General features: G+C 39.5%; 27 protein-coding genes and 1 pseudogene. 19 read left to right on the top strand and 9 right to left on the bottom strand.

Annotated features, from left to right (window positions below; all coding sequences use genetic code 11):
• Positions 1 to 40: 40 nt before the first annotated feature.
• From AKG98_RS14205 to AKG98_RS14195, 4 genes and pseudogenes are all read right to left on the bottom strand, one after another.
• Positions 41 to 3538 (bottom strand): EAL domain-containing protein, encoded by a 3498-nt coding sequence (locus tag AKG98_RS14205; protein WP_067046986.1) that lies wholly within the window; start codon positions 3536 to 3538, stop codon positions 41 to 43.
• Positions 3539 to 3627: 89 nt separating this feature from the next.
• Positions 3628 to 3735, bottom strand: a pseudogene (locus AKG98_RS22285) (hypothetical protein); the annotation flags it as partial.
• A 199-nt stretch (positions 3736 to 3934) separates the two neighbouring features.
• Positions 3935 to 4240 (bottom strand): hypothetical protein, encoded by a 306-nt coding sequence (locus tag AKG98_RS14200; RefSeq protein WP_067046983.1) that lies wholly within the window; start codon positions 4238 to 4240, stop codon positions 3935 to 3937.
• Positions 4241 to 4384: 144 nt separating this feature from the next.
• Positions 4385 to 4894 carry a DUF2165 family protein gene (locus AKG98_RS14195; protein ID WP_067046980.1) on the bottom strand — a complete coding sequence of 170 codons (510 nt, stop codon included), beginning with the start codon at positions 4892 to 4894 and terminating at the stop codon, positions 4385 to 4387.
• A 384-nt stretch (positions 4895 to 5278) separates the two neighbouring features.
• Here AKG98_RS14195 and AKG98_RS14190 point away from each other — a divergent pair, with 384 nt between their 5' ends.
• Positions 5279 to 6901, top strand: a complete 1623-nt coding sequence (locus AKG98_RS14190) for a methyl-accepting chemotaxis protein (protein WP_067046977.1) — start codon at positions 5279 to 5281, stop codon at positions 6899 to 6901.
• A gap of 60 nt (positions 6902 to 6961) precedes the next feature.
• Here the strand turns inward: AKG98_RS14190 and AKG98_RS14185 are convergent, their stop codons facing one another.
• Positions 6962 to 8035, bottom strand: a complete 1074-nt coding sequence (locus AKG98_RS14185) for a hypothetical protein (protein ID WP_067046974.1) — start codon at positions 8033 to 8035, stop codon at positions 6962 to 6964.
• Between the two features lie 298 nt (positions 8036 to 8333).
• Positions 8334 to 9158, bottom strand: a complete 825-nt coding sequence (locus tag AKG98_RS14180) for a helix-turn-helix domain-containing protein (protein ID WP_067046971.1) — start codon at positions 9156 to 9158, stop codon at positions 8334 to 8336.
• Positions 9159 to 9242: 84 nt separating this feature from the next.
• Between AKG98_RS14180 and AKG98_RS14175 the strand changes: the two genes are divergently transcribed.
• Positions 9243 to 9962, top strand: a complete 720-nt coding sequence (locus AKG98_RS14175) for a glutamine amidotransferase (protein ID WP_067046968.1) — start codon at positions 9243 to 9245, stop codon at positions 9960 to 9962.
• Positions 9963 to 10049: 87 nt separating this feature from the next.
• Here AKG98_RS14175 and AKG98_RS14170 read toward each other — a convergent pair whose 3' ends face one another.
• Complete coding sequence (locus AKG98_RS14170) at positions 10050 to 10682, bottom strand: LysE family translocator (protein ID WP_067046965.1); 633 nt, start codon at positions 10680 to 10682, stop codon at positions 10050 to 10052.
• A 150-nt stretch (positions 10683 to 10832) separates the two neighbouring features.
• Here AKG98_RS14170 and AKG98_RS14165 point away from each other — a divergent pair, with 150 nt between their 5' ends.
• Positions 10833 to 11309, top strand: a complete 477-nt coding sequence (locus tag AKG98_RS14165; RefSeq protein WP_228140310.1) for an Lrp/AsnC family transcriptional regulator — start codon at positions 10833 to 10835, stop codon at positions 11307 to 11309.
• A gap of 37 nt (positions 11310 to 11346) precedes the next feature.
• Here AKG98_RS14165 and AKG98_RS14160 read toward each other — a convergent pair whose 3' ends face one another.
• A complete protein-coding gene (locus tag AKG98_RS14160) occupies positions 11347 to 11877 on the bottom strand; it encodes a chorismate mutase (RefSeq protein ID WP_067046961.1) in 531 nt (176 codons plus the stop codon).
• 406 nt (positions 11878 to 12283) lie between these two features.
• On the opposite strand from AKG98_RS14160, the gene AKG98_RS14155 reads away from it, so the two are divergent.
• Both AKG98_RS14155 and AKG98_RS14150 read left to right on the top strand, forming a co-directional pair.
• Positions 12284 to 12991: a response regulator transcription factor gene (locus tag AKG98_RS14155; RefSeq protein WP_067046958.1), complete on the top strand. Its 708-nt coding sequence runs from the start codon at positions 12284 to 12286 to the stop codon at positions 12989 to 12991.
• Complete coding sequence (locus tag AKG98_RS14150; RefSeq protein ID WP_067046954.1) at positions 12988 to 14178, top strand: sensor histidine kinase KdpD; 1191 nt, start codon at positions 12988 to 12990, stop codon at positions 14176 to 14178. The genes AKG98_RS14155 and AKG98_RS14150 overlap by 4 nt, the downstream gene beginning before the upstream one ends.
• Before the next feature lie 79 nt (positions 14179 to 14257).
• Here the strand turns inward: AKG98_RS14150 and AKG98_RS14145 are convergent, their stop codons facing one another.
• Positions 14258 to 14890 (bottom strand): hypothetical protein, encoded by a 633-nt coding sequence (locus tag AKG98_RS14145; protein WP_228140309.1) that lies wholly within the window; start codon positions 14888 to 14890, stop codon positions 14258 to 14260.
• A 225-nt stretch (positions 14891 to 15115) separates the two neighbouring features.
• Here AKG98_RS14145 and AKG98_RS14140 point away from each other — a divergent pair, with 225 nt between their 5' ends.
• From AKG98_RS14140 to AKG98_RS14075, 14 genes are read left to right on the top strand one after another with little or no spacing between them, the layout of a single operon-like run.
• Positions 15116 to 15325, top strand: coding sequence for a Flp family type IVb pilin (locus AKG98_RS14140; protein WP_067046948.1), 210 nt, complete (start codon positions 15116 to 15118; stop codon positions 15323 to 15325).
• A 6-nt stretch (positions 15326 to 15331) separates the two neighbouring features.
• Positions 15332 to 15757: a prepilin peptidase gene (locus AKG98_RS21930; RefSeq protein WP_157534136.1), complete on the top strand. Its 426-nt coding sequence runs from the start codon at positions 15332 to 15334 to the stop codon at positions 15755 to 15757.
• A gap of 9 nt (positions 15758 to 15766) precedes the next feature.
• Positions 15767 to 16585, top strand: a complete 819-nt coding sequence (locus AKG98_RS14130) for an RcpC/CpaB family pilus assembly protein (protein WP_067046943.1) — start codon at positions 15767 to 15769, stop codon at positions 16583 to 16585.
• A 21-nt stretch (positions 16586 to 16606) separates the two neighbouring features.
• Positions 16607 to 17920: a type II and III secretion system protein family protein gene (locus AKG98_RS14125; RefSeq protein ID WP_157534135.1), complete on the top strand. Its 1314-nt coding sequence runs from the start codon at positions 16607 to 16609 to the stop codon at positions 17918 to 17920.
• A 29-nt stretch (positions 17921 to 17949) separates the two neighbouring features.
• Entirely contained in the window at positions 17950 to 18444 is a 495-nt protein-coding gene (locus AKG98_RS14120; RefSeq protein ID WP_228140308.1) for a hypothetical protein, read from the top strand.
• Positions 18441 to 19679, top strand: a complete 1239-nt coding sequence (locus AKG98_RS14115; RefSeq protein ID WP_228140307.1) for a chromosome partitioning protein ParA — start codon at positions 18441 to 18443, stop codon at positions 19677 to 19679. Before AKG98_RS14120 ends, AKG98_RS14115 begins: the two co-directional genes overlap by 4 nt.
• Positions 19679 to 20956, top strand: a complete 1278-nt coding sequence (locus AKG98_RS14110; RefSeq protein ID WP_067046933.1) for a CpaF family protein — start codon at positions 19679 to 19681, stop codon at positions 20954 to 20956. The genes AKG98_RS14115 and AKG98_RS14110 overlap by 1 nt, the downstream gene beginning before the upstream one ends.
• The gene (locus AKG98_RS14105) at positions 20953 to 21873 is read left to right on the top strand and encodes a type II secretion system F family protein (RefSeq protein ID WP_067046929.1); all 921 of its coding nucleotides are present in this window, start codon (positions 20953 to 20955) and stop codon (positions 21871 to 21873) included. The genes AKG98_RS14110 and AKG98_RS14105 overlap by 4 nt, the downstream gene beginning before the upstream one ends.
• A complete protein-coding gene (locus AKG98_RS14100) occupies positions 21873 to 22754 on the top strand; it encodes a type II secretion system F family protein (protein ID WP_067046926.1) in 882 nt (293 codons plus the stop codon). The genes AKG98_RS14105 and AKG98_RS14100 overlap by 1 nt, the downstream gene beginning before the upstream one ends.
• On the top strand, positions 22747 to 23448 hold the full coding sequence (locus AKG98_RS14095; protein ID WP_067046922.1) for a lipopolysaccharide assembly protein LapB: 702 nt from the start codon (positions 22747 to 22749) through the stop codon (positions 23446 to 23448). The genes AKG98_RS14100 and AKG98_RS14095 overlap by 8 nt, the downstream gene beginning before the upstream one ends.
• A gap of 12 nt (positions 23449 to 23460) precedes the next feature.
• On the top strand, positions 23461 to 23952 hold the full coding sequence (locus AKG98_RS14090) for a TadE/TadG family type IV pilus assembly protein (RefSeq protein ID WP_067046920.1): 492 nt from the start codon (positions 23461 to 23463) through the stop codon (positions 23950 to 23952).
• On the top strand, positions 23927 to 24472 hold the full coding sequence (gene tadF / locus AKG98_RS14085; protein WP_228140306.1) for a tight adherence pilus pseudopilin TadF: 546 nt from the start codon (positions 23927 to 23929) through the stop codon (positions 24470 to 24472). The genes AKG98_RS14090 and tadF overlap by 26 nt, the downstream gene beginning before the upstream one ends.
• A 2-nt stretch (positions 24473 to 24474) precedes the next feature.
• Positions 24475 to 25716 (top strand): TadE/TadG family type IV pilus assembly protein, encoded by a 1242-nt coding sequence (locus AKG98_RS14080; protein ID WP_067046914.1) that lies wholly within the window; start codon positions 24475 to 24477, stop codon positions 25714 to 25716.
• A gap of 20 nt (positions 25717 to 25736) precedes the next feature.
• A complete protein-coding gene (locus AKG98_RS14075; RefSeq protein WP_067046911.1) occupies positions 25737 to 26381 on the top strand; it encodes an OmpA family protein in 645 nt (214 codons plus the stop codon).
• Positions 26382 to 26552 lie beyond the last annotated feature (171 nt).

Genomic DNA, 26552 nt, shown 5'->3' with positions numbered 1-26552 from the left:
GTAGGCAACGTGTTGTGGCTAAGTCAAACGAGCCACAAGTTCACGTATCGTTGGTCGTATGTATTATGCTGTTGCTATCGAGCCATTGCTGGTTTGGGGTATAACTGTGTAACCAATTTGGGAACTCAGTGGCTGGCATAGGCCGAGCAATGCCATAACCCTGCGCCGCATAGCATCCCATGTCGAGCAACATCAAACCGTGTTCTGTTGTTTCAACTCCTTCAGCAATGACTTCGCGATTAAAGGAATCTGCTAGCGCCAGAACGCCATTAATAATGGCATAATCATCAGGATCGTCGAGCATGTTTTTGACAAAATTCTGGTCGATTTTGATCGTATTAGCAGGCAAGTTTTTTAGGTGAGTCAGTGAGGAGTAACCCGTACCGAAATCATCCAGAGCGATATTAACGCCTAATATATCCTGACAGGTATTGAGAATGTTACGGATTGTATTGAGGTCCCCCAATGCGCTGCTTTCCAATATTTCTAATTGTAAATATTTGGCGTTTAAATTGGGGTGGCTTGCTAACGCATTTTCAAGTTGAGTCAAGAATGCGGATGAGAGCAGGTGATAGGACGCGATATTGACACTCACTTCAATAAAAATACGTTGTTTTTGCCATATCACAATTTGTTTCAATGCTTCATTAATAACCCAATCTCCGATCCGGATCTCTAATTCAGATCCCTCAATGATCGGTAAAAATTCAAGCGGTGGGATCAATCCTTTCTCAGGATGCAACCACCGAATTAACGCTTCAGCACCAAATACTACTCCGGTCTTCATATTGATTTTGGGTTGGTAATACAAAACAAGTTCGTTATTTGATAAGGCTTGCTGTATCTCATCAAGTTGCAGGTGTTTTTTAATTGTCAGTTGATCTTGTTCGGGATTAAACAGATGGAAACGATTTTTCCCGGCTAATTTTGCTTGATACATCGAATAGTCAGCGTGACGTAATAAAGTATCCAAATCGGCATCATCACCTGGATATAGCGTGACTCCAATCGAGACACTGATACTAAAAGTATGCCCTGCGATGATATAAGGCTGGGCCAGAAAATAATTAATTCGTTGCAGTATGTCGTTACAGTGATCAAATGATTCTATATCACCAAGCAACAGGACAAATTCATCTCCCCCCTGGCGTGACGCGGTATCTTCATCTCTGATATTGGTTTTGAGACGTTGGGCGACGGCGATGAGTAATTGATCGCCTATGTCATGGCCATAGCTATCATTAACGGGTTTGAAATTGTCCAAATCGAGAAAACAAACACCAAACATAGTGTCAGTTCGTTTACTGTGGGCAATGCTCGATCTAAAACGATCAGCAAGCAGTGAGCGGTTGGGTAACTTGGTGAGCATGTCATAATGCGCCATCAATTCCAGCTTTTGTTGTTGCTGCTTAATTTCGGTTATATCAGAAAATAAACCCACATAGTGCAACGTATCATCATCGTCATTCGTGAGGGAAGAAATTGAGAGTCGCGCCGCAAAGAGTTCGCCGTTTTTCTTTTTATTCCAGACTTCACCATACCAGTGGCCTTGTTCTATGAGGTTATGCCACATTTCAATAAAGAAAGCAGGACTTTGCTCGTCAGAAGACAGGATACTCGGGGTTTTACCTAATACTTCGTGACGACTGTAACCCGTGGTTCGAGTGAAAGCAGGGTTGATATCAATAATTTTACCCGTCGCATCCGTAATCATCAGCCCTTCATTGGTATCGCTAAATACACGGGAAGAAAGCCTGATTTTTTTATCCGACAGATTTCGTTCAATCGCTATCACACTGAGTTGAACTGCGAATTCGAGCAATTTGAAGTCGTGTTCTGTTGGCGTACTTGGCTCACGTTGGTAAATTGCAAAGGTACCAAGCAGTTGGTTGTTTGACCCGATAATCGGCTCAGACCAACAAGCGGCCAGTTGAGCTCTGGCTGCTAACGCTTTAAAATTAGCCCAATAGGGATGAGTTTGAATATCCTCTACAATGACTCTTCTTTTGGTGAACGCTGCGGTGCCACAACTGCCGACGCCATCCCCAATTTCAATGCCATCAACGGCTTCATTGTAATAATCTGGAATACGTGAAGATGAAAATCCAGCATTCAGATGCGTGCCCTGTGCATTTGCCAGTAACACAGAACAAAGTACCCCTGTTTGTTCTTGTTCGATAAAGTTAACGATATGTTCCAAAATTATTTTTAAGGGTTCGCCTTTTAATAATTTCTCTAACACGGCACTGCGTGCATTATCTCGTAGCTCTATGTGTTTTCGCTGCGATATATTCGTATGAACGCCTGTGCACCTGATCAGTTTTTGATGTGCATCCCACTCTGTAAATTCACCGAAGGTGTGGATCCATAACCAGTTTCCATCTTTGTCTTTTCTTCGGTATTCAAGTTCAAATGGAATGCCGGTTACCAAGGATTTTTGATATTGATTGGACGCAGATTGAAGATCATCAGGATGAATGTTTTCTAGCCATTGCGCCAAGGTCGTTTGAATATCGGCTGGCGTGTACTCTGACAGTTGTTCGTATTGGCCGCCAAATAAAATTTCACCGCTCTGTACGTTTAGCTCAAACCACACTTGACCCGCTGACGTTAGCGCCAAGTTTAAGCGTTGTAAATTATCGCCCAATTCTTTAGTACGTGCCGCGACAATATTTTTAAGCGACGCTTGGCTATGCTTTATACGCATGACTAATATGGCGAAAAAGGTGGTTGAAATCGTAAATATCACGCCGAACAGAGACATTACGACAATCGAAGTGAAGTGAGTCCAGCCATTGATGGGGGACACTTTTAACATCCAAGTCACGTTGGCGATTTTGATACTATTTGCGACAGGGTTCGCTAATAGTTGTTCTGGTGAGTGTGATAAAATTTGAATTTTTTCGGTGTCTGGATGCATATGCGATAACTGATATGCGAACCCAGCCTCTACCAGTGCCGGTAGATTTGCAGTTTCGAGTACGTGTGGAAAGCGCATTAACACCGTCACGAAACCCCAAAAATACGTTTCACCGTTTGGGCGGTCCAAATAGATAGGTAATCGTCCAACGGCACCATACCCACCTTGGATTAAATTAAAAGGTCCAGCTAGGGTCAATTTACCGCTATCTCTGGCAGCAAAGGCCTCTTTATTCCGACTCGGGGAGGAGAGTAAGTTATACCCAATCGCTTGTTCATTTCCTGTTAACGGCACGATATATTGGATAATACCATCAGGAGCAAGTTGCAATGCCGCGATGCCAGGATAGAAAGGCAGCATTTCAGTTGCGAACCGAGTAAACTCAGCCTCATCAACATGTTTATTTTGGACCAAGGCTGCAAGTGGGAATGTGGCAGATAATGCCTGATTGATATGACTCTCAATGATACTGGCATAACTGCTCGATAAGTTTTGAGCGGATAAGCGCTGTTGCTGATGTTTATAACTATGAATGGCGTAAATCGTAATAACAGATAGCGCGATTGAGACAGCAAAGATAAGTTGTATGATTAGTGATTTTTTTATTTCTTTCCACATTTTATTATTTAAGGCGCGCTACGCCAGTCCTTGCTCTATGGTTACAGGAAATCATGCTCCTTTTCCTTCCCTTTTTACACGACATATTGTCAGTTTAAGTTGTGTTTCTTGTCAAGTTTGATCGGAGACAGTTTGTTATTAATACCATGATGACGCTGAGGGTTGTAGGGGTATTCAATATAATTAAAGATATTTGAGTTGAATTGTTTGGTTTAAAATTGTCTTATGTCGTTTGTTTAACGGCTTAGGGTTTGAATTCATTCTGTTTTACTATTGATAGAATATCAAATGATTGTAATCGGACCCTGATTGCAAAATTATTGAAGGCGGTGAAGCGTGTATGCAAATCGATACACATCTTAAGGCCTTCGCTAAGACATTAATGAGGACGTTGAGTTATGCTAACTCAGGCCCTAAACGTAGACGCGCTTCGTAGTCGTCATAATAATCGTTCTCTGCTAATAAAACAGCTAACCTGTCTAAAGTGAAATCCTGATTACTTATGCCATTTTCTAAACGTTGTAAGCAATGACTAATGGCAGTTTGCTCGTCTTGCTCTAAATATTCACGGCAAAAATACAGTGGCGGTAGGCCATAAGCAAATGAGGTTAATTGGGCAATGTGCATCGCATCGAGTTGTTGCGTTAATTGTGCGAGTGAAATATTAGTAGTTGACTGATTATCTTGACAGGTATTAGACATTGAAAGCGCTCGTATAAGAAAGACCTAAACAGTCTACAGTAAATCTATTTATTACTGTAGCGTATCTGTCGGTTTAGTCTGTTCGTGGCCTTTCCTGTATAAATCCATGGGGTAATACTCGCTATACGACCTACACTAAGCACATTATTTTTCTTCTGGTGTTGGAATTAACACATAAATCATCGAGACAAGGATAGATGTTGCAAAGGTATACGCTTTCATTTGTCCATTCCATTGATTTGCCCACATCGAAAACCACTCACCTTCGATAACCGCAAAGCCCAAATACCACAGTGCAATCGCCACTGAACCACCAAATAAGAAGCATGCTTGGCCCTGCGAAAAGTCTGTTTTGTTAATGTTTTTTGTCATGACAATGCTACCGATTAAACCAAATATACCCGCCAATAACTCAGCAAAAATAATGCACGTATAGCTGATGAGTTGAATGGTGGGGTTTGTTACTGTGCGATATTCAAGGGTGCTGGCATCAAACCAAGGTTGCACTGAATTCATCGCCAACACATGCTGCACAAATTGATAGTTTGCATTGAAGTTAAGCAGGTTGTCGATACCGACAAGCAGAAAAAAAAGACTGATAGATATACTGAGGATGATTTTAGAGATTCGGTGAACGAGGGCGAGATTCATCATGGTATTAAACTCCTATCGGTCGTGATGGTGAAATGAATTTCTATTTTATTTCATACTATTTTTAATCGGTATTCTAACGATAATAATTAGTAAAATATCTCTATTCACCAAGCTAGATTAACTATTTTAGTTATAGCTGCTTTAAGGTGTATTTAGCGTGAAAGGTTGTTTTTATTGTGTTTTTAGCTGGCGGAATGGTGAATGGGGTATCAATCTTAATATAGCCGACAGAATACCTAATAATGATTAGTTAAATGTATCTAAAATTGATCCCAGTTCGAAATTTTAACCTGCGATGTGGTTTAATTAGGACACATCGTAAAGTTTTAATCAATTTAGCCGATAAGAACTATGTCCACTCATTTGCTGATAGAAGTACGTACTATGAATCTGAAAACACAATCTTATTTACTTGCTGGTATCATACTGTCAGCACTTGTCGCCATTACTGCTGTGGGACTTTGGACGCTAAAAGCATCAAGCTCGGCAGATAATAAATCCCGTGTGACTGAAATTTTTCAAACCACGTATAATTTTATTAATGATATGGAAAAAATGGTAGCGAGTGGCGACATAGAAGAAGCCCAAGCTAAACTGATCGCGATTCAGGTACTGAGAAATAATATTTATAAAGACAATGAATACGTGTACGTCGCAGATGAAAACCTTATCTTCCTAGCTGCGCCACTTGATCCACAATTGCATGGCACTAGCTTTAATGATTTTAGAGACAGTAAAGGCCAGAGTGTCGGCCAGATCTTAATGAATGCGGTGAACCGCCAAACGTCTAAAATAGCGGAATATACTTGGACGCAGCGATTGGCTGATGGTTCGATTGAGGAAAAGCATTCTATTGCGAAAAAAACAGCACGCTGGGGTTGGGTTGTTGGTACGGGTATTGGCGAAAATGAAGTGAATGCGCGTTTTTGGTCGAGTGCTAAATGGCAGTTTACTTTATGCTTTATTGTTGCGAGTTTGATTTTAGCGCTGTTAATTATGGCGATAAAACGCATGATAGCGATTATCGGTGGTGAGCCACAAGATGTGCTGTTTGCGATCCAGTCCGTTGCGGATGGTAAAATTACAACATCATTTAACGACTATGCACCAAAAGACAGTATTTACGGTGCGGTACAAACCATGAGTATGTCGCTGGGCGAACTGGTTCAACATTTGAGTAAAGCACTGAATGCGTTAAGCACAGAATTAAACGATGTTGATTCTCGTTCTAAATTGATTAGTCAATTGACGGACACACAACAGGAGTCTACCGCGATGATTGCGACGGCGATGACTGAAATGGCGTCGTCAGCAAATGCTGTCGCAGATTCCGCACAAGCAACAGCGCAGAATACCCTCGATGCTGATAAGCAAAGTGTCGATACGCATAACTTAATTAATAGCACAGTAAATAATATCCAAGGCCTTGCAGAGCAGCTTAATACAGCCAGTTCTGCGGTTTCGGCATTAGATGATGATGTAAATAACATTACTAAGATCTTAGATGTGATAGGTGATATTGCCGGACAAACTAATTTACTTGCGCTAAATGCTGCAATTGAAGCTGCGCGTGCGGGTGAACAAGGTCGCGGCTTTGCGGTGGTTGCTGATGAAGTGAGAAACCTTGCTGGGCGAACGCAAGACTGTACTAAACAAATTCAACAAATGGTGACGAACCTGCAAACGGGTTCTCGTAATGCGATTTCAACCATGGATATTTGTGCTGAAACCAGTGCTAGTACAGTGACAGAATCACAACATGCATCCGAAGCCTTGGCTCAAATTGTGACTGCGCTAGAAACGATTTCATCAATGAGCCATGAAATCGCGACCGCAGCGGCAGAGCAAAAAGTGGTGGGCGAAGATATTGCGCTGCAAGTGAATACGATTGAAGAAAGCAGTTGTCAGCTATCAAGTACCGTTGCTAGTGGTGAGCAAAGTACGCAAACATTAGTGAAACTAACGGATGATTTAGCCAGTTGGTTAAATAAATTCCAAGTGAGATAATAAACGGTTAAATGAGAGAGGGCATAAAAACGATTATGCCCAATGGTCGTAACTTATTGCTTATCCAACATCTATCATTTGAAATCCATTAGTGATGTTATTCTTACTCATAACATAGCAATAGGCTACCCCTACACTACGCTCAAGCAGCCCACCAGTTTTTATACCATAACACACCTCTTGAAGGTTAAACGTTGGTATATTGAAATCGATATTGAGATCAAACGAGGCGGATATAACTCCGCTTAATGGACTAAGATCAAAACCGTAAACGTAATCTACCGTAGTTCCACCAACATCCTCAGGGGGATTACGGTTAAACCCGAACCACATGCCACCACTGACACCAGCATGCAAACCTATACCAGCGCCAACTTCAATAATCCATCGGCATTCAGTGAAATCCATTGCCAACGCTAATCCATAGCTGACCCCTATAACTTCGCCAACAACCTGTGATACATCGATCTCACCTCCCAACAGGAATGTGGCGTATTGTCTTTTTCTGTACACGTCAATAACACCTTTCAGCGGGTTCAGTAACTCGATAAGCCTAGCAAGGTCACCACCAAGTAGGGGTTCAAGCCCTTCCTCGCCGGCCATCATTCTTGCCTTCGTAGTTAAGACATCAGTAAGTACCGCATCAGCCCCATTTGCCATTAATTCGGGCAACTTTGACATGGCAAGTTCGTCCAATTCAGCATCCGATGGTTCTCTCCGAGCCATTACCTCCTCATGAGTTAATTTGCGCTGATCACGAGAAATGTCTTTTGCCATTGTGAGCGCTTTCTCTAGATGGGGAGCAACGCTAAATTTTAATTCATATTCAGCTGAAAATGTTTCAAATATCGCCATACTCCAAGCATGTTCAGGGTTGATAGTCACAGTACCAAGGTCATCATCAGAAGTGATCATATCTTCATTAATAAGACGAATCTCAGCTTGATCTACAAATATCATTTCGTAATCTAATGTGGTGTGTAATCCAGTATTTAAACTGCCTTCATGAAATTTAGTCCACGGACCGTTATCGAGTCTAGATTCGAGTCTGTAATTGTCGTAACCCACATAATTATCGGTGTGGATACATTTTAACTCTGTAAGGTGAACTTGATTTACTATAGGTAGAGGCATTTATTAATCCAAATTGTAGTTAAAGTCGGGGGTGACTGGTGTTACATTAATGTTAACGAATTGTTATCACTATATTACAATGCAAGGAGTAAATGCAACCGATACTATATAAAATGGGGTAGGCTCGTTTAACTGAAGAAGGCCTTAATTATTTTAATGATGGTGGTAGCCTGACTCTGATTTCGGTGGTAATCGTTAATCAAATGCGAAATATATTTTAATTAACCTTACTGAATATTTCAGCCTTGCCACACCTGTTATCGACTAACAGGTGTGGCTTCTACAACGCCTCATAAATTTACAACGCCTCATAAATTCGATGATCTCTTAAGCGAAACTGCTGTGGTGTTAGGCCAAAGCGGTCTTTAAATGCTTTTATATAAGAGGAATCATTTTGATAGCCCACCTGATGCGCTATGTTTTGTATTGAAAGTCCAGACTCTAGCAGAGGCAGTGACTGGATCAGGCGTAAATGTTGTCGCCACAAAGCAAACGAGGTATTGAACTCTTTAGCAAATATGCGAGAAAGCGTTCGTTCAGATGCCCCAACTATCCCCCCCCATTTTGACAATGTTAAACCGAGATCTGGTTTTTCAGTCAGCCGCTCAAAGATCATCTTTATTCTTCGGTCCTTTGGAATTAATAATTTAAATTTGAAAGATTCACTCGCATGGATTTGGTCATACAACACCTCAATTAAACGTAACGTTTTGCTATGTGATGTCGCTAGATCTGCTTGGCATTGCTGTTTAATCATCAAGATTAGTTCTTTGAGAAAAGGCGTCATCGAAACTTGCTTAAGTCGCTGCCCATCATCTATCTCATGACATCGCCCATATTGGGGATTGATATACAGACCAATAAACGTGGTGTCGGTTATCGCTATTGACTCATGGCTAACGCCAGCTGGAATAAAGATCGCAGTGGTATGAGGAACAAGGAACTGATATTCATCCGCTTCCGTTTGTATTAGCCCTTGGATTGGGAATATCAGCTGATGCCAGCTGTGATGATGCTGCTTGTCTACAAAACCCTTATGCATCTCGATTGTTTTGACCAGCGCGAGAGCATGCTGATTTTGCTCTATTAATGTGTTCGCAGATAGTGATTGGCGGATTGGCATGGTTATGTGTCTCAATGGCCTTATTCAGTCATTATGGGGAGAGTGTAACATAAAGCCAATAGTCAGAATCGTTATAGAGGAAATATGAGAATTCATTTTATTGTGCATGAGTCTTACGAAGGGCCGGGGTATTTCACTGAGTGGGCGCATCTAAATAACTATCAAGTCAGCTTCACTCGCGTTTACTTAAATGACCCCTTAGTTTATGAACATGAAGCATTTGATGTACTTGTTATATTGGGTGGACCGCAGAGCCCTCGCACTCGCCAAGAGGAGTGTCCGCACTTTGATAGTCTTGGCGAGCAAGCATTTATTAAACGGGCAATCACGAATAATAAAGCCGTTATTGGAGTTTGCTTGGGGGCGCAGTTAATTGGTGAAGCCTTAGGTGCTGCGTACCAAACAAGCCCTGAGCAAGAGATTGGTTACTTTCCTATTGCGATGACAGAGCATGGGCACATGGATTCCAAATTAGCAGAGTTTGATTTAGCAGAGGTTGTGGGTCATTGGCATAATGACATGCCAGGATTGACAAGTGACAGTGTGGTATTGGCGGTGAGTAAAGGGTGTCCACGGCAAATCGTGCGATATTCAAGGTTAGTCTATGGTTTTCAGTGCCACCTTGAGTTTATAAGTGAGCAGCTAGTCCCTTTGATTGAACATGACCAGCAAGCGTTTAATACTGAATCAAGAGGTAAGTATATTCAAGATCCGAGTTCGATCCTCAAACATTCGACAGCACGCATGAATCAATTATTGGGAGGTTTTCTGGATGAATTAGTGCAGGCTTATCGTAATTTTTGATTGCCAGGATAGGTAGTGTGCTAAGTAGATATTTTACAGCTACGCTCGAACGATGCAGGCTCGAGCTTTCACAACGTTGCTTAATAATTATAAAAAGTGAAGTTGATAACTGTTATAAATCTCTATTGATGCGTAGGATACAAAAATAACGCCAGCTATTTTTTCAACCGGTTGCACGATTTTATTGACATAGGGCTTCATATTATCAATGGTTAACATAATTGAGATGAAGCAAAGCCAAGAAAAGCAGATAATCGTTATTACTACACCATATCCGACCTGAAGGAAGATCGGGGTATTGGGATCGATCACTTGACTAAAAATACTGATAAAGAAAAGCGTGGCTTTAGGATTTAGTAGGTTATTAATAAAACCTTGTTTCCAAAATGCAGAACGTTTAATTTTATCCGTTTCTATTTTTGGTTTCAAAGACTGTCCTGTCGACGTTAATGATTTCCATCCGAGCCAGAATAGATAGCTTGCCCCGAGTAGTCGAATTACCTCAAATATAAATTCAGATTGCGTTGCCACAAATTGGACCGCGACAATAGAATAAAATATATGTACCCAAATTGCAGTGGCAATACCAAACGCAGTTAAAAAACCCGCCCGTCTCGATACACCAACCGTGTTTTTAACAACCACCACAAAGTCTGGACCTGGGGTTATGACAGTGACTAACGTAATAATCACTAAGGCATAAAATTCATGACTAAACATCAACGTTCCTTATTATTTTAACATGACTTCTAATTTGTGATTATTCACAAAGTAGAAACATATGTTTACATAAGTACGTTGAAATTAAACTGCTATGTACTTTACAATAACGATTCAAAATAGAGATTTTTTTCGTTTAATGGAGTAAATGTGAAAAAAAACACTAATACAATGCTGGATGGTACCGATTTAACTATCCTTGATCATTTGCAACGCGATTGTAGAATTAAGATTAATGAGTTAGGAGCGCGGGTTAATTTAAGCGAAACTCCCTGTTGGAGACGCTGGAAGCGACTTGAGAAAGAAGGGATTGTGACTCATTATACGGCGGTTTTAGACCGTAAAAAGCTTGGTTTTAATGTGATAGGCTTTAGTCTGGTTTCTTTAAATAATCATGCTCCAGAAGAGACTGATAAATTTGAGCAGATTATTCGAGATTTTGATTGGGTGCTCATGTGTTTTTGTATTGCGGGCAGTGCGGATTTTATTCTTCAAATTGTAGCGAGAGATCTCGACGAATACTATGACAAGATTTCTGAAATACGCCGTATCAAAGTGGTTGATTCAATTCAATCTAATATTGCGGTAAAAGAAATTAAGAACTCGACCAAATTACCACTGTTCTGATAATCAGGGCACTAAGTCGTGCCCTGATATGATTTATTTACTTAAGTCGTATTTTAGATAAAGCGTTAAATAACGCTTGTTTGTCTGTATCGGTTAAATAACGAGAATCCAGCGTGACTTTAAATGTTTCCCAGTCTTGTGCTGTAAACTTACCACCTTCATTTAAATATAAAGCCAGTTTTGTATTGATTTCTTTCCCTAGTTTGATCAGTGCTGGTCGAATGACGGTTTTTAAATCGCGAGGTGTTTTGCTGGTGGTTTGGCTTAATAAATCAGCGCGGTATCTATATTGAATAGCCTTTGCCGCCGAGATTTGAGTTTGGAAAAAACCAACCACACTTTGTTTATCTAAGCCTACTTTTGCTGCTGATTTACTTGCTTTATCGATGACCACTTTCTCGCGTTCAATGTCTTCAATAGGTTTATTGTTATTTGCTTTATATAAGGCAACATCTTCCATGTAGCTCAATCGTTGATTTAGGGTTGAGAACAGCTCTGATGGTGTTGGTGTTGCGAATGCGCTGAATGAAAGTAGCGTGACCGCTATTAGTGTAAATCCTTTTAGCATTTAAGCCTCTTAATTGATTGATATTATGGGTATTCTAAATCTGATTAAAATAAATGCAAGCTTATGTCTGTTTTGCAGGGATGGCAATTCAATCCGGTTATCTAGTTGGGGGAAATCATGGCCTCTTATTTTTAATGGTATATACGATTGTCGCAGCTATTCAATTTGTGGTATTAATTGTTTTATAAATATACCGTTATCATTATGTACTAAGTAAATATCATATAAATGCAATTTAAACATTGCGTTGTTTGCTTTATTAGAGAGATAATCTGGGGAAGGTTAATTGTTGATTTAATGTCGTTTAATTGGTTCTATATCGATTATGTTTATCTCATTTTAACCACTTGAGTTATAACTATAAAAATTCTGCCATTTTCGCTGAATCAAAGAATATAGGTATTATATGCTAGACATTGTAATCATTGAGGATGATCTTCAGTTACGAGAGATGTTGTGTTATTTTCTTTCTGAAATAGAAGGTTATGATATCGACTGTCTTGATACTGGTGATGGTGCTGTAGAATTCATAATTGAAAAACAACCTAAACTTGTACTCCTAGATATACAGCTTCCACATACTTCAGGATTAAGCGTACTCAAAGCGTTAAAAGATCTGAAATTTGAAGCGCCAATAGTAATGATGACCGCCAATGATACAGAGTTAACAGAAACAAACTCTCTGCTTCTAGGGGCAAATGATTACGTTACTAAGCCGATCAGAACGAAAGTGTTAAGTGAAAGAATCAAGCGCCAACTCGATCTATATTTGCTTGAAAAGCAAGTTGACGAACAACAAGAAGAAAGTTTAAGTCGTGATCAGTTTTACTTAAGTGCCCTGCATTCGAGTGTGTTTTACAATCAAATTCAGATTAAACTCATTCCCTCAGAATATGAATTATTAGAAATATTGTCAGATGCGGAGAAACCTATATCTGTTGCCGTATTATTCGAAAAAATTCATGGTTTTAGTTATCACGAAGAAGACCGATCTATATATATGCGTATCTCTTCGTTGAGAAAAAAAATCGCCGTGCAGTTACCGGGTGTTGAATTGATAAAAAATCGACGTTCAAAAGGTTTTTTTCTTTCTTACCCGATGATAAAACGATGAAAACATTTATCACCCAAATTTTTACTTCCGTGATATTGGGTTATATTGTCAGTTCAATTATTTCTAATATTTTCATAAGCCCTCAAAAGAAAGCGCTTGAAGACCAGCTTAACCTTAACCGTGTCGAAATGGTGATAAAGGGTTTTGTAAACCATGACAACCATACTCATACCGATGCGGCGGTCTGGCAGTTTCAATGTAATGCCGACTCTAATTACGCTACCAATTTACCCCAGGACAACCTGCATTCGATTACACGCAGTTATGATGATATTAAGTTTATTCGAGCGACTTTTGATAGCAAAGCCTACGCGAATGATCCGGTGGTGAAGGAGCTAAAGACAATTGAATTAATAGATGATGCAATTCAGATTTTATGCACCTTGATGATTTTGTTGATATCGCTTCGAGCGTGGAGTAATGGGATCATGTCTCTTCACTTCTTATCAGAGAGCTATTCTAACGGGAAATTTAAGACCCGAGTGGAAGAAACTGGGCCTGATTCGATACGCAGTTTGATCCGAAATCAACACAAGATGGCGAGTGCGATTGATGAGCTTATTATTAAACAAAAAATGCTTTATGCAACACTACCACATGATATCAGAACCCCCTTGGCTGCCATTCAGCTAACCAGCGATATACTGGTGTCGAATAAAGGTAATAATGAATTTCTTTTAGAGCGTTTGGGTACGCAAGTCTGTAGCTTAAATACGCTGTGTGAAAGTAGTCTCCATCTTTTTAAACTGTTGAACAAAGAAGTCGTATTGTGCCAAGAGGAAATTAATTTGGTTGACGTTTTGGAGTCAACAATTTCAACGCTGGGAGGACATAAAAACTTCGAGTTAGTTAACTGTTCTAAAACAATCCAAAGTGATCCAAAGCTGCTTAAAATTCTATTTTTAAATATTTTATCTAATGCCGAACGTTATGCAAATGACACTATTCGAATTTCATTTACATCCTACCCTAATGTAGATGTGGTGAGAATTAAGGACGATGGTAAGGGATTTTCAGAAAAAATAATATCAGCCGTTAATAAGGGCGATATTGCTAATATCTTAAGTAAAGATGGATTTGGTATTGGCTTGGTTTTAATATTTGAACTAACTAAGCTGTTGAATGGAAAGGTCTTTCTTCACAATAATAGCAATGGTGGTCAGGTTACACTGGTAATGAACCACTAAACGGTTATCTCTCTAAAGAATATATCCCTCCCTTTTTATCATCAATGAGGGGGAGGGATATTCGCGTAATACTCTATTTTTAACTCATCGAATACTTCAATTCAGCCAGATATTTAATTGTTTCTGATAACTCAGCAATAGACTTATGTGGGCGCATATTTACTTGATACTTACCGTTTATAATGATGCTTGGAATTTGCATGATTTCAGCTTGTGCAGTCAGTTTTTCTGAACGAGCCAGCTGTGTATTAACTTGAGCTTGCTGTTCTTTTGTGAGTTGACTAATTGGTGTGAGTTGATAGCGACGAAACAGACCGGTCACACTGACGTCTTCAATTTTTCTCGATTTTTGAACAAGCATAAAAAGTTCATTGGTAAACTTAGACTTCGCTTTAGGATTTAATTTTTCGAACTGAATTTCTGCCGAGTAATAAAGTGTTGCAGCTGCCCGAGTTACCTTATCAAATACGACGTGTGTTTTATGTATTGTTTGTTGGCTTTGCTTACTGATACTTGGCAACATCGTACTTACCTTCCAGCAAGGCCCGCAAGTTAAGGAGAAGAATTTTTCAACGCCAAGGCTTTCTTCATAAAAATCATCTTTAATTTTATCGTAATGCTTACCCTCAATCGCTTCTGCATAAGCAATCGTATTCTGAGACAGCAGTAATGCGATGAACATCGATTTTAGTATTGAACAAACTCGTTTCATTATTTCTCCTAGCGTTTTAATCGTGGATACCTTCTAAAGTGTAAGTAACCGGTAACCGCCAGTCTTTAAGGAAGTGTAAGCTGCGTTGCTTGTTAACAGTTTAAACTCCCTTGGTTTTCCTTAGTGTGTATTTTTTTTGATATTTGGTTAAATAGAATCAACTTAATCGAAGAGATCAATTTTAGATTCTCTGTATCAATTTCATTCACAATAAGGTCGAAAACCATGATCACTAAATTATATGTAAAATCAGCTATTGCTCTTCACGAATTTAAAAAAGATCAACGTGGTGTTACCGCTATCGAATACGCAATTATTGGTGTTGCTGTATCTGCTATCGTATTAGCTGTTTTCAATGGCAGTCTTAAAGACGCATTGAAAGGCGCGATGACTACTATTACAGCGAATATCGGTAAAGCAAATGATGTATCGTAAGAGTTAATGGCATCTTATTTGTGGCTATTTTTAGCCACATTGTCCGTTTTTATCTGCATCTCAGATGTTAAAAACAGGCATATATCTAATTTTAATTGCGTGTGCATATTTGTATTGTGCTTGCTTATTTTTATTAATAATTGCGATTACCTTAGCATCATTAATTCATGTCTGGTTTTAATCTGTGGGTTCATGCTCAATCGATTCAGTATGATTGGTGGCGGAGATGCAAAACTACTGTTTGCTTTTTCAATTGCAATCGCCCCGAATTATTTACTCTTGACCATTATGCTTATTATTTTTGTTGGTGGTTTACAAGCCGCAATACTCATTCTTTTCTCTTGGTTCAAGAGAGAACCCTATACACGCGGTGTGCCCTATGGTTTCGCTATTTGTATAGGATCATTATTTGGTATCGCTGCATCAATCTAGGAATTTTGTGTGAAGTCTAAACTCATTTTAAGCCTTGCTGTTGGGCTAATTATCATCGGCTTGTATGGTATTGCAGGTAGCTTAAGTCGCTCCGAAACCATTGTTCCTATTATCGAAGCACAGGCACAAGAGACATATGTCAAAAAGCTAAAGACTTGGTGGTTAAAAAACGATGTAGATAGCGGTGGAATAGTAAAGCGTAGCGATATTGAAATCCGATATTTACCGGAAGCTGAAGCGAATCAAAATGGGGTTGATACCGAGATGACAATCAACTTCACATCTGGCGCTGTTTATGGTCAGAAACTCCCCCAAAGCACCTTGCTATTTTCTGACATGTTGGTGTCTCCACAGGACCAAGGGTATATCGACCTAGTATTAGCCCCAGATCGTGTCCCTTATGTATTACGTGTGCCAGCAGAAGCAGTCGTTGGTGGTGCTATTAGCAATGGCATGTATGTCGATGTAGTCGCGCTAACATTACCGCAGTCTCGGATGACTATCGAAGTCGGGGCCGCCGCTGCAAGAACGGCGCGAATGATCGGGGTTAACCCGGTACTTTTGCACATAAAAATCCTTAAAGTTGTAGAACAAGTGCTTACCGGTACTCGCGCGTTAGAAACGATGCCTGTCAATGTTGACATCGTATTGGAATTGACAAGAAAGCAAGTTGCTAAGTTAACCGTTGCCAAGCGCATTGCTGAAATAGAAGTACACAAATCAATTGGTGATTATACCGCTGGTGATTTAAAGGCGGATGCTGGCGATGTATTACCGGATTTTAAATCGGTGACTGAAATGCGTGCTAATGATGTGGTAATAAAATAAATGAGGAATATAAGACTAAATATGAACGTTCTATTGAGAATTATCATCGCATTATGTTTAAGTACGCTTTCTCATGTTACTTATGCGGCGAAATGGATTTATATCGATAATGGCGATGCACATACAGTAACAACCAAGCGTGAAATCGGCACCATATTTATTAGCGACCCAAGTGTGGCCGATTATCAAGTTATCGATAAGCACAAAGCCATTATTTATGCCAAAAAACGTAGCCAAACACATCTTGTTATTTTTGATGAAGATGGAAAAACCATCCTTAATTACAAAATAGTGGTTGCCCGTAATCTTGCCAGTATTCGAAATAAAATTAGACTTTTATTCCCTACGCAAAAAGTGACATTGACGAATATAGACACGCAAGTCTTGGTACGAGGTATTGTATCTTCTCAGGACGTGATCGATAAGATTTTGAATCTTATATCAAAATCAGTCTATCCGAATAGTCAAAATATACCGGTATACGATATACAGAATAAAAATAAGAATGAAATTTATGCGGGTGTATTGAATGAACTTGAATTAGCGATAACCAAACAAGTAAACGTTAAATTATCGATAGCAGAAGTATCACATACTTTTCTTGAACATATCGGTGTCGAATATGGCTCAATATTAAATCAAAATTTCACGGCTGGCCAGTTTGTGAAAAATTTAACGGCCGGGTCTAGTTCCGATATTTTTTCATGGCTTTCGGCGACAGGGAATGACTCATTGGGGCAAATATTGGCAGAACCTAATTTGTCTGTGATTTCAGGCGAGTCGGCAGAGTTTCTGGTCGGCGGTGAGTTGCCAGTGATCTTCCACGAAGATGGTGGCACGAGAGTGACGTATAAAGAATATGGCATCAAGCTCACCGTCACTGCGGAAGTATTACAAGACAATAAGATCAGACTCTCTCTTGAACCTGAAGTGAGTAATCTAGATACCCAATTTGCAGATAATATATACGGTTTACCTGCACTTAAAACCCGCAGAGCCAAAACCACTGTTGAATTGGGCGATGGCCAGAGTTTTCTACTCGGTGGCCTACTCAGCACAGAAGATAAAGAAGTATTAAAAAAAGTCCCTTTTATATCAGAAATTCCACTGTTAGGTGCGTTGTTTAGAAAGACAGAGACTGAACGTAATAAAACGGAGCTTGTTATTGTTGCGACCGTTAATCTTGTAAAACCGATTAGCGCTGATCAAATTCAACTTCCCACGATGCATAGAACAACAACCCTAAGCCGCTTTTTTGCTGTTGAACAGGCGTTTTCAGTAGAGAGCGCTAAATGGACTAAACAGTTGCTGTCAAATGGAGGGTTTAAGCTATGAAGCATCTTAAAGCAATGATGATTACCAGCATGTTGTTTCTGACGGCCTGTGCTGACCGCGCCGACGTCACGAGTGGTATTAATGTCGATATCGTCCCAATACACTACGCATTGTCCTTAAACTTGAATAAAAGCAAACGTGTCGAAGCAAAAAATAGACTTAATGCGTTTCTTACTGACCAGAAAGATAACATCTTATTTGGCACGATCGAAATGTACGTTGCTAATAATGCAGCGTACAAATTTGCAAAAAATGTTGAATCTAAATTGCATGAACAAGGTGTTGAAGCTTCTATGATAAGCATAGAACGTGTTAAGCATCCTCTTCAGCAGCGTTTTGATTATGTCATTAGGGTAACGCGGCATCAAGTGACTGTACCCATTTGTCGACCCGCTCAATCGGGTGATTTCTTTCATCATAGTTTGGGTTGTTCCGTCGACGCCATTCGTTGGAAATCAATGAACCGTCCCGAAAATGTGTTGAATCAATCTGGAATGGATACTCGTCCATTAAAGGCTTTATGATGCTTGATATTGTAGATTTACTCAAATCAAAAAATGCTGAAACAGTAAGACGTGAAGACACTTTTTCTGCCGTATTATTTAACCAAACACTCGAATGTAAAGAGTTAGTAGAAGAAGCATTTCGTTTTGAAGGCATCACTACGCCAGCGAGTATCGAGAATACCGATGAAAATATTCGTCGTCATGTCAGAGAATCTTCAATAGAAGTTGTGCTTGTTGATCTTAATCGAAGCCAAAATGTCGCTAAAGATATGGAAAGAATTTCACACCTACTCCCCAATCATGCCTCTGTTATTGTGATTGGCAGTGAGGATGCTATATCGACAATCCGAAATTTAAAGCAGATGGGCTTTTATTATTTATTTTGGCCGATTACGAAAGAGGAACTCGTCGATTTTGTAAAACATGTTTATGAAAATCGTAAAAAACAAGCTGGACTTGGGAAAAACAGAATTGCTAAAAAAGTGGCATTTTGGGGCTCAAAAGGCGGCTTAGGGACGACACTGTTAACGAGTGAAGTTGGCTTAATTTTAAGTGACTTAAAAAATAGCTCGTGTGTGATTGTTGATCATAATTTTACGGGTGGCGATATTGATATTTTTTTGGGGATCCCTGACTTTGAAAAGCGTTCTGTTCAGAAAGGTGGGTTAACAACGAGCATGGATTTTAGCTATGCCACGAGCATGACGAAGAAAGTGAACGATATGCTGTCGGTTCTATCAATTAAATCCTCAGAACTCAATGAGCTAGAGCTTAAAGAATATGTGCGTATTTTTGCAACTGAATTAGCGAGACAAAACAATTTTATCTTAGAAGATCTTTCTCGCTCGGTGAATAGTAAGCAGGATCTACTGTACGTCTCTCAGGAGTGTGACATTTTCGTGCTAATTATTGAACCAAGTGTGTCGAGTGTAAGAGAGGCTTGTCGCCTTATCGCTGAACTGGACAAAATTGGCTCACCGCTTAGATGTATCTTAGTGATGAATTACACCAGGCCTGAAATGTCGGCCACTATCACGAGATCTGAAGTTGAAAAGTGTTTAGGACAAAAGATTGATATTGTGTGTGATTTTGACAAAAGTGCAGGTAAGGACATTATTGAAGGTAAGCATATTTATCAACTTAAGACGGCATTGTCTAGCAATCTACATAAACTGACGGGGTTGATTCTTGGCCAGCAGATGATCCCGACCAAACGCTTTTCAATTAAACGATTACTTAAAGGTAGAGCCTAATGGAAATGTCTGTTTATGCTAATTTGAGGCTACAAATTTTTGAAGCGCTTGAAGCGGAAGCGGTGAATAGTCTTACTCAGGAACAACTCGCAAGACAGTTGTCTGGTGCTATTGATTTATTGGCTGATCGCCAAGGATTACCGCTTACAACGGTGGTAAGAGCTGAATTTGTCAAAAGTTTAATTGATGAAATTCATGGCTTAGGTCCTTTGCAATCTCTCATGGATGACGAAAGTATCAGCGACATTATGATTAATGGTCCGAGTCATGTATTTATTGAGCGTAACGGTTTAGTCGAGCGTTCTGCTGCATCATTTATAGACGAGGAACAACTACTTCAAATCGCAAAACGTATTGCGAACAGGGTTGGAAGGCGTGTTGATGCATCACAGCCGACTTGCGACGCGCGTTTAGCCGATGGCAGTCGTGTGAATATCGTGATCCCACCCGTGGCTTTAGATGGTACATGTATATCGATACGTAAGTTTAAAAAAAGTAATATCGGTTTAGAAAAACTTGCTGAATTTGGTGCTATGTCTCCAGAAATGGCGCAATTACTGATGATCGCAGCACACTGTCGTTTGAATATCTTGATCTCTGGTGGTACAGGTTCAGGTAAAACGACTATGTTGAATGCGCTTTCTCAATTTATTTCTGAAAATGAGCGCATTGTGACGATTGAAGATGCCGCAGAGCTTAAGCTTCAGCAGCCTCATGTGGTACGACTTGAAACGAGGACTGCGGGTATTGAAGGAAATGGGGCGATTACACAGCGGGATCTTGTGATCAATTCATTACGTATGAGACCCGATCGGATCATTGTTGGTGAGTGCCGTGGCGCAGAGGCATTTGAGATGTTGCAAGCGATGAACACGGGACATGACGGTTCAATGTCGACATTGCACGCAAATACACCAAGAGACGCGCTTGCTCGTGTAGAAGCGATGGTCATGATGGCGACCAACAATTTACCGCTGGAAGCCATTAGAAGAACGATTGTCAGCGCGGTAGATTTAGTCATTCAAATTAGCCGTTTACATGATGGCAGTCGAAAAGTCATGAGTATTACTGAAGTTGTCGGTTTAGAAGGCAGTAATGTTGTGCTCGAAGAAATATTTCGTTTTCAACCTCAAATTTCTCAGGGACAGAATGGGAAGATCAAGGGCAACTTCATTACAGCAGGTTTGATGCAGCGATCTGTGTTGATGGAAAAGGCGCGTTTTTTTGGTTTAGAAGATAAATTATTAGCCGCATTCCGGGTCGGAGAACCGGCATGATAACAAGTTTATGCCTTTGCTTGGGTGGGGTGTTATTGCTTGTCGCATTGAAGCCAAATCGAACATATAAAAAAAAGTATCTTGAGCATTTAAATCGTTCGGTGCTTGTCGGTTCGATGGACGAAAATCAGCAAGCGCTGAATTTTAGCTCGCTTACGGCACTGACTTGGAAAGAAAAGTCGGTAAGAATATGGAAAAACCTACAACGCTATCTTGGGCAAAGGGCGAGCTTTAAAGTTTCTCTATTTATGATTAGCATCATTGTGTTATCACACGTTGTAAACATTACATTTTTCCGGACTCATTGGTTTTTTGTTTCACTTCCGGTGTTAATTGTCTCTGCTTTGGTTGGTTATTTGTGGCTTGCAAATAGGGCTAAGAAAAATTTTGAGGCCGATTTCCCCGATGCACTTAATATGCTTGCGAGTGCCGTGAGCGCAGGTGAAAGTATCATGCACGCGATTATTTTTGTTGGGCAGTCGCTAGACAATGATGTCGGTCGAGAGTTTAAATTAATGGGAGAGCGACTTCAATTGGGTGAAATGCCTGATAAGGTCTTTAAAAAATCATGCATACGTTACCCATATCCAACCTTTCAATTTTTTGTTATCACGTTGCGCGCAAATATGCAGCGTGGTGGTCAACTTAAAGAAATTATAACGCGACTTAATCGTTTGATCTTTGATTCGAATGCGATCGAAAAAAAGAAATATGCGATGACCTCAGAAGCAAGAGCCTCAGCTAAAATTGTGGGTGCTATACCATTTATATTCCTGTTTATCCTGCAATATTTAAGCCCTGAAAACTTTGAATTTGTGATGTTTAGCGACTCAGGTAAACCGATTCTTTATTACGTATTGGTGAGCGAACTCATCGGTATGACCATCATTTGGTCATTAATGAAAGGGGTGAAGTAATGCTCAGTAGTCAAAATGAGTTGTTTTTATTATTGATGCTAATTACTTCTGGTGTGGGGTTACTTGGTTTTTACACGCTGGTGCTGTGGAAGCGCAAGCTCAAGCTGTCGAAGCTTAATATTACTCAGTCAAATGACACCGAGGTGCCTTATATTAGGAAGGCTGAAGCTCAGATTAAGAAGGCACTTAATGATCGTAAAAAAACGACTAAAAATGCATTTGAGGCTGCAGGTTTTTATCATGTGTCTTGGGCTGAACATTATCTTAAGATCAAGTATGCGTTACTTATTATCGGATTGTGCACGTATTATTTTTTATTACCAACCCAATCGATAGAGGCCACTCAACATGTGGTATTTATTGCTGTATGGGTACTGATATGTGTAGTCATTCCCGATGTATATCTCGATGCAAGGACGAAACAGCTACGCAGTAAAATCGCAAATAAATTGCCTTATTTATTAGACTTAATGGCTGTTTGTATACAAACCGGTATGACGATTGAGTCTTCTATGAGTTATTTATCTAAAGAGATGGCTGCGTTCGATGTTGATATAAGCTATTTCTTAAATAAGACTAATGAACGTTCAAAGATTGTTAGCTTGGAAAAAGCATTGGATGAGTTATATGAATTAGTACCAAGTAATGAAATGCGCAGCTTTGTGGTCACCCTTAAGCAGAGTCTTAGATACGGCTCATCTATCTACAGTATTTTAACAACGCTGGCGAAAGATATACGTGAACTACAAATGTTAGGCATGGAAGAGAAAATTGGTAAGTTGGCTGCAAAAATGTCAATCCCATTGATTATATTTATTATGGTTCCGATTATTATCTTAATCGCGGCCCCGGGTATTATGAGGTTAATGCAAAGTGTATAGATATTTTATATTGATATTGCTCGTTTCGGGTTGTGCTGCTAATAACAATGATTCGATTTCTAATTCACTTGATTTTTATGAACAAACTCAAAATTATCACAAAATGATTGCGCTATATAAGGCCGAATTAAAGACGAAAGAAAACGATAATATTAGAACCAAGTTGGCGAATGCTTATTTATCGATTAATGACTATGAATCAAGTCTGTTCACGTTAGCGCCATTGTTGCAACGAGACAAGGTCTCTATTGCTATATTAGAAATAAAGGCGAAAGCATTATATAAAAATGAAGAGTTTGATAATGCGCTAATCACATGTGAAAAAATAATAGCGAAAAATGATGTGAATTCAGATATTGAAAATTTAATGGGGCTGATTTACGCCGAAAATAATAACTACGAGCAATCAAGACACTATTTTAATCGTGCGAGAACACATTTTCACGACGATATTATTATTCAAAACAACTTAGCTGTTTTAGATTTGCTGGAAGGACATCCACAGGCTTCAATCACACGTTTAATGCCACTTTATACTAAATATCCAAGTGACATTAAAATAAAGGCTAACTTGATAATCGCTTTCTCTCAGATTGATGATGTAAATGCTGTTAGAAGTATATTAGCTGCAAGTTATTCGCAACGTGAAATAGACGAAATAGTAAAAGAATTAATTGAATTGAAGCCGATATAGTGGGACCAGTATATGAATAAAATATTAAGAAAGCAGCATGGGGTCGCGACCATCGAATTTGTTCTCGGGCTGTTTCCATTTTGGCTATTGGTTTGTGTCTGGGTTGAAATGAGCTACGTGTCTTATGTATCTGGATTAACCGACTTAGCTTTGGCGGAATCTTCACGGGCGGTGAAGAAAGATGAAGGCAGCTATATGAATCAGTTTAAGCAAAGCATAAGAAGTAATAACACCCTCTGGTCGCAATTTCTAGATCCGAGTAACTTTAAAGTGTCTGTTCATTACATAGCCCGCTTGGCAGATCTTGAGGATATCACGTCAGTTTGCCAGCCAGGTGAGGATGAATTTAAAGAATGTGGTAACGAGGATAATAGTGCCATTGCGATATACAGAGTGGAATATAAGTATAACCCAATGTTCAACTATTTTTTAAGTGATGATCAACTCTTAGTGCGAGAGTCAATTGTGATACAGGAGTATGAGCGAAGTGAATTTAAACGATAAACAACAAGGTAATTTCACCGTCGAATTTGCCGTTGTTGGCGTGATATTTTCTCTTCTTATTGTATTTAGTGCCGATGTCATTGTTAAATTATCGTTGAAAGGAAAGCTTGATCGATTAAGTTATTCTGTGGCTAATATTCTTAAAGAGCGTACCCAGTTCAACAACGACAATTACAGACTATCAGAGGCTGAAACCACTACTCTAAACACGATTGCAACACAAAGCATGCGTAGAACGTCTCAAAATTTTGATGATCTGCGATGGGGGATGCATATAGAAGCGTTGCAATTTGACAGTAAGGATGAGCCGATTGTTTTTCCATTCCCAAGAGGAACTCAAAAAATCACTCCGAGTAGCGACATGAAGACTCTGGAAAACTTGGCTGTGAAAACCAGTTGGGGACGCAGAGCAACCATATACCGCGTTACCCTGATTTATAAAACAGAAAACTGGTTTGGGGCGTTAATTGGTGAAGAGTTTAATACCGTATCATCTAGCGCAATAATCATAGGCAGATAACCATGCAAACAAGTTATAAGCGTCAACAAGGGCACGCAGCACTGCTATTTACCATGATAGTCCCTGTTTTGTTTGGCATTTTCGCCTTGGCGACCGATGGGGTACGTGCTTTACAGAGTAAAGCCAGATTAGGGGATGCGGCGGAAGTTGCTATTTTAACAATCGCAGCAAGAAATGCTGACAACAGTGATGTAAATCCTGATATTGCAGGTAGCGGCTCACAAGTAAATAGGGATATCGCGAAAAGCGTTATTTCAAACTACTTCTATAATCAGGACTCAATATTACTCCAAGACCTAAAAATTAGTAAATTAGCATGTAATGATATACCCGAATGCCGTGAAGGGTTAACAAGAGGAGAGAACCGTTTTAACGAATACCGTATCGAGGCTAAAACGAGACTCAATACATGGTTTCCTGGTAATGAATCTATTGTCGGTTTTGGTGATACGTTTACTGTTGGGCATGCAGCAAAAGCGCGAAAGTATGTGAATAAAACCGTTGATGTTGTGTTCGTTGCCGATTTTTCAGAGTCTATGAACAGGCATTGGAACGGCAGAATAAAGATTGATGCGCTTAAAAACGTCATGGGAAATATTGTAAAGGAAATTGAAAAGTTTGATGCGATAACGGACGGGAATAATACAGTGGGGGTTGTCCCGTTTAACTGGTACACCGCGGAGAAATCAAGAAATAGAGTGGCTAATTTTAATTATTATGCGGATTGGACTATAAGGAACCTTTGGCGTAAAGGGAAATATACGGAGAAGCCTCCCGGTGATAAATCATATTTTTTTGATATCCCATTAACCAATAATTATAAACAATTTATTAGCCAGTTCAATCGGTTCAGAGCCAATCATGGCACTGCTTCTTATGAAGGGGTTATTCGTGGCGCTCAGATGTTAAAAACGGGTAAAAACCCAAGACGATTACTCATTGTGCTTTCAGATGGACAAGATAGTGGTGCAGATCAAGGTCAAATTAAGGACGTTCAACATAGGGAATTAAATGATAGGCATTATTGCCAAATAATCAAGCAGAGGCTTTCAGAAGATCAAAATGAGAATGGCGAAAACTATGCGGCTAAGTTGGCTGTTATTGGTTTTGGTTATGATCTAGAAAATAATGTAGAGCTAGCTAGGTGTGTCGGCGTTGATAATGTTTATAAGGCCGAAAATGAACAAGAAATATTAGATAGGATCTTAGAGCTAATATCTGAAGAAATCGGTCATCTAAAGTAACTGTAAATGAATGGGAATATATGAAATCTAAAATAGTGTTGTCGTTATTAATATTATCTGCTTGTACAAGTGCCTATGCAAAGGCAATGAAACAAAGCGAATTTATCTCTTACTGTTCTCATGAACAGCTAGAGTATCAATTAGATACTCACATGGGTGAGGCAAAGCGTGTTTACGAAAAACAAGGTCAAATGATGTTGGTTAAAGCCAGTAGCAAGACTGACTATGTGCTGAATTTAATGAAAGCTAATTTTAGTGAGACAGGTTTAAAAGAAGAGTGTGCTGAATATTTATATAAAAACAGTAGCTTGAAATTAGATGGCGATAGTAGTGATATTTTTGCTCGCGTTAACTTTTCTTTTGATGACGATAAATTAACAGGCGAGAGTCGACACATTTTACAGCTACTGGCGAGTAGTCTGAAAGACTCAAATAGCGGTTTACAATTGATCGGCCATACCGATTCTATCGGGAGGGAAATCTATAACTACGAGCTCGGTATAAAGCGTTCTGAAAGTGTGAAGACATACCTGATAGAAAATAGCGTTAATTCTCAGGGGATATTGCTAGATTCAAAAGGTGAAAATAATCCTGAATTTAATAATGATACTCCAGGCGGGCGAGAGAGAAATAGGCGTGTAGATATTGAATTAACAGCGTTCTAATTACGGTTATAAGACGCTTAATAAGGGCTGTGAGCATTCAGAATATGGTGTTTATTAGGTGCCGCTCGTTTCGACTGCCTCGACGGTGTTTACATTTGTTTACATTGGTTTAAAGTTGCTTAAAGTCAAAAAGGGTTAATCTCGATATACTTATAAACTTGGTCTAGTAAG

It is taken from the genome of Moritella sp. JT01 (genome assembly GCF_001574435.1).
Lineage (GTDB): Bacteria > Pseudomonadota > Gammaproteobacteria > Enterobacterales > Moritellaceae > Moritella.
Note: the sequence above shows the minus strand (reverse complement) of the source record. Positions and strands in the feature narration are given on the sequence as shown.

Coding starts and splice junctions, on each gene's coding strand:
- AKG98_RS14205 (WP_067046986.1), bottom strand. CDS start 3,538: ATGTGGAAAGAAATAAAAAAATCACTAATCATACAACTTATCTTTGCT.
- AKG98_RS14200 (WP_067046983.1), bottom strand. CDS start 4,240: ATGTCTAATACCTGTCAAGATAATCAGTCAACTACTAATATTTCACTC.
- AKG98_RS14195 (WP_067046980.1), bottom strand. CDS start 4,894: ATGATGAATCTCGCCCTCGTTCACCGAATCTCTAAAATCATCCTCAGT.
- AKG98_RS14190 (WP_067046977.1), top strand. CDS start 5,279: ATGAATCTGAAAACACAATCTTATTTACTTGCTGGTATCATACTGTCA.
- AKG98_RS14185 (WP_067046974.1), bottom strand. CDS start 8,035: ATGCCTCTACCTATAGTAAATCAAGTTCACCTTACAGAGTTAAAATGT.
- AKG98_RS14180 (WP_067046971.1), bottom strand. CDS start 9,158: ATGCCAATCCGCCAATCACTATCTGCGAACACATTAATAGAGCAAAAT.
- AKG98_RS14175 (WP_067046968.1), top strand. CDS start 9,243: ATGAGAATTCATTTTATTGTGCATGAGTCTTACGAAGGGCCGGGGTAT.
- AKG98_RS14170 (WP_067046965.1), bottom strand. CDS start 10,682: ATGTTTAGTCATGAATTTTATGCCTTAGTGATTATTACGTTAGTCACT.
- AKG98_RS14160 (WP_067046961.1), bottom strand. CDS start 11,877: ATGCTAAAAGGATTTACACTAATAGCGGTCACGCTACTTTCATTCAGC.
- AKG98_RS14155 (WP_067046958.1), top strand. CDS start 12,284: ATGCTAGACATTGTAATCATTGAGGATGATCTTCAGTTACGAGAGATG.
- AKG98_RS14150 (WP_067046954.1), top strand. CDS start 12,988: ATGAAAACATTTATCACCCAAATTTTTACTTCCGTGATATTGGGTTAT.
- AKG98_RS14145 (WP_228140309.1), bottom strand. CDS start 14,890: ATGAAACGAGTTTGTTCAATACTAAAATCGATGTTCATCGCATTACTG.
- AKG98_RS14140 (WP_067046948.1), top strand. CDS start 15,116: ATGATCACTAAATTATATGTAAAATCAGCTATTGCTCTTCACGAATTT.
- AKG98_RS21930 (WP_157534136.1), top strand. CDS start 15,332: ATGGCATCTTATTTGTGGCTATTTTTAGCCACATTGTCCGTTTTTATC.
- AKG98_RS14125 (WP_157534135.1), top strand. CDS start 16,607: ATGAACGTTCTATTGAGAATTATCATCGCATTATGTTTAAGTACGCTT.
- AKG98_RS14120 (WP_228140308.1), top strand. CDS start 17,950: ATGTTGTTTCTGACGGCCTGTGCTGACCGCGCCGACGTCACGAGTGGT.
- AKG98_RS14115 (WP_228140307.1), top strand. CDS start 18,441: ATGATGCTTGATATTGTAGATTTACTCAAATCAAAAAATGCTGAAACA.
- AKG98_RS14110 (WP_067046933.1), top strand. CDS start 19,679: ATGGAAATGTCTGTTTATGCTAATTTGAGGCTACAAATTTTTGAAGCG.
- AKG98_RS14105 (WP_067046929.1), top strand. CDS start 20,953: ATGATAACAAGTTTATGCCTTTGCTTGGGTGGGGTGTTATTGCTTGTC.
- AKG98_RS14100 (WP_067046926.1), top strand. CDS start 21,873: ATGCTCAGTAGTCAAAATGAGTTGTTTTTATTATTGATGCTAATTACT.
- AKG98_RS14090 (WP_067046920.1), top strand. CDS start 23,461: ATGAATAAAATATTAAGAAAGCAGCATGGGGTCGCGACCATCGAATTT.
- tadF (WP_228140306.1), top strand. CDS start 23,927: ATGAGCGAAGTGAATTTAAACGATAAACAACAAGGTAATTTCACCGTC.
- AKG98_RS14080 (WP_067046914.1), top strand. CDS start 24,475: ATGCAAACAAGTTATAAGCGTCAACAAGGGCACGCAGCACTGCTATTT.
- AKG98_RS14075 (WP_067046911.1), top strand. CDS start 25,737: ATGAAATCTAAAATAGTGTTGTCGTTATTAATATTATCTGCTTGTACA.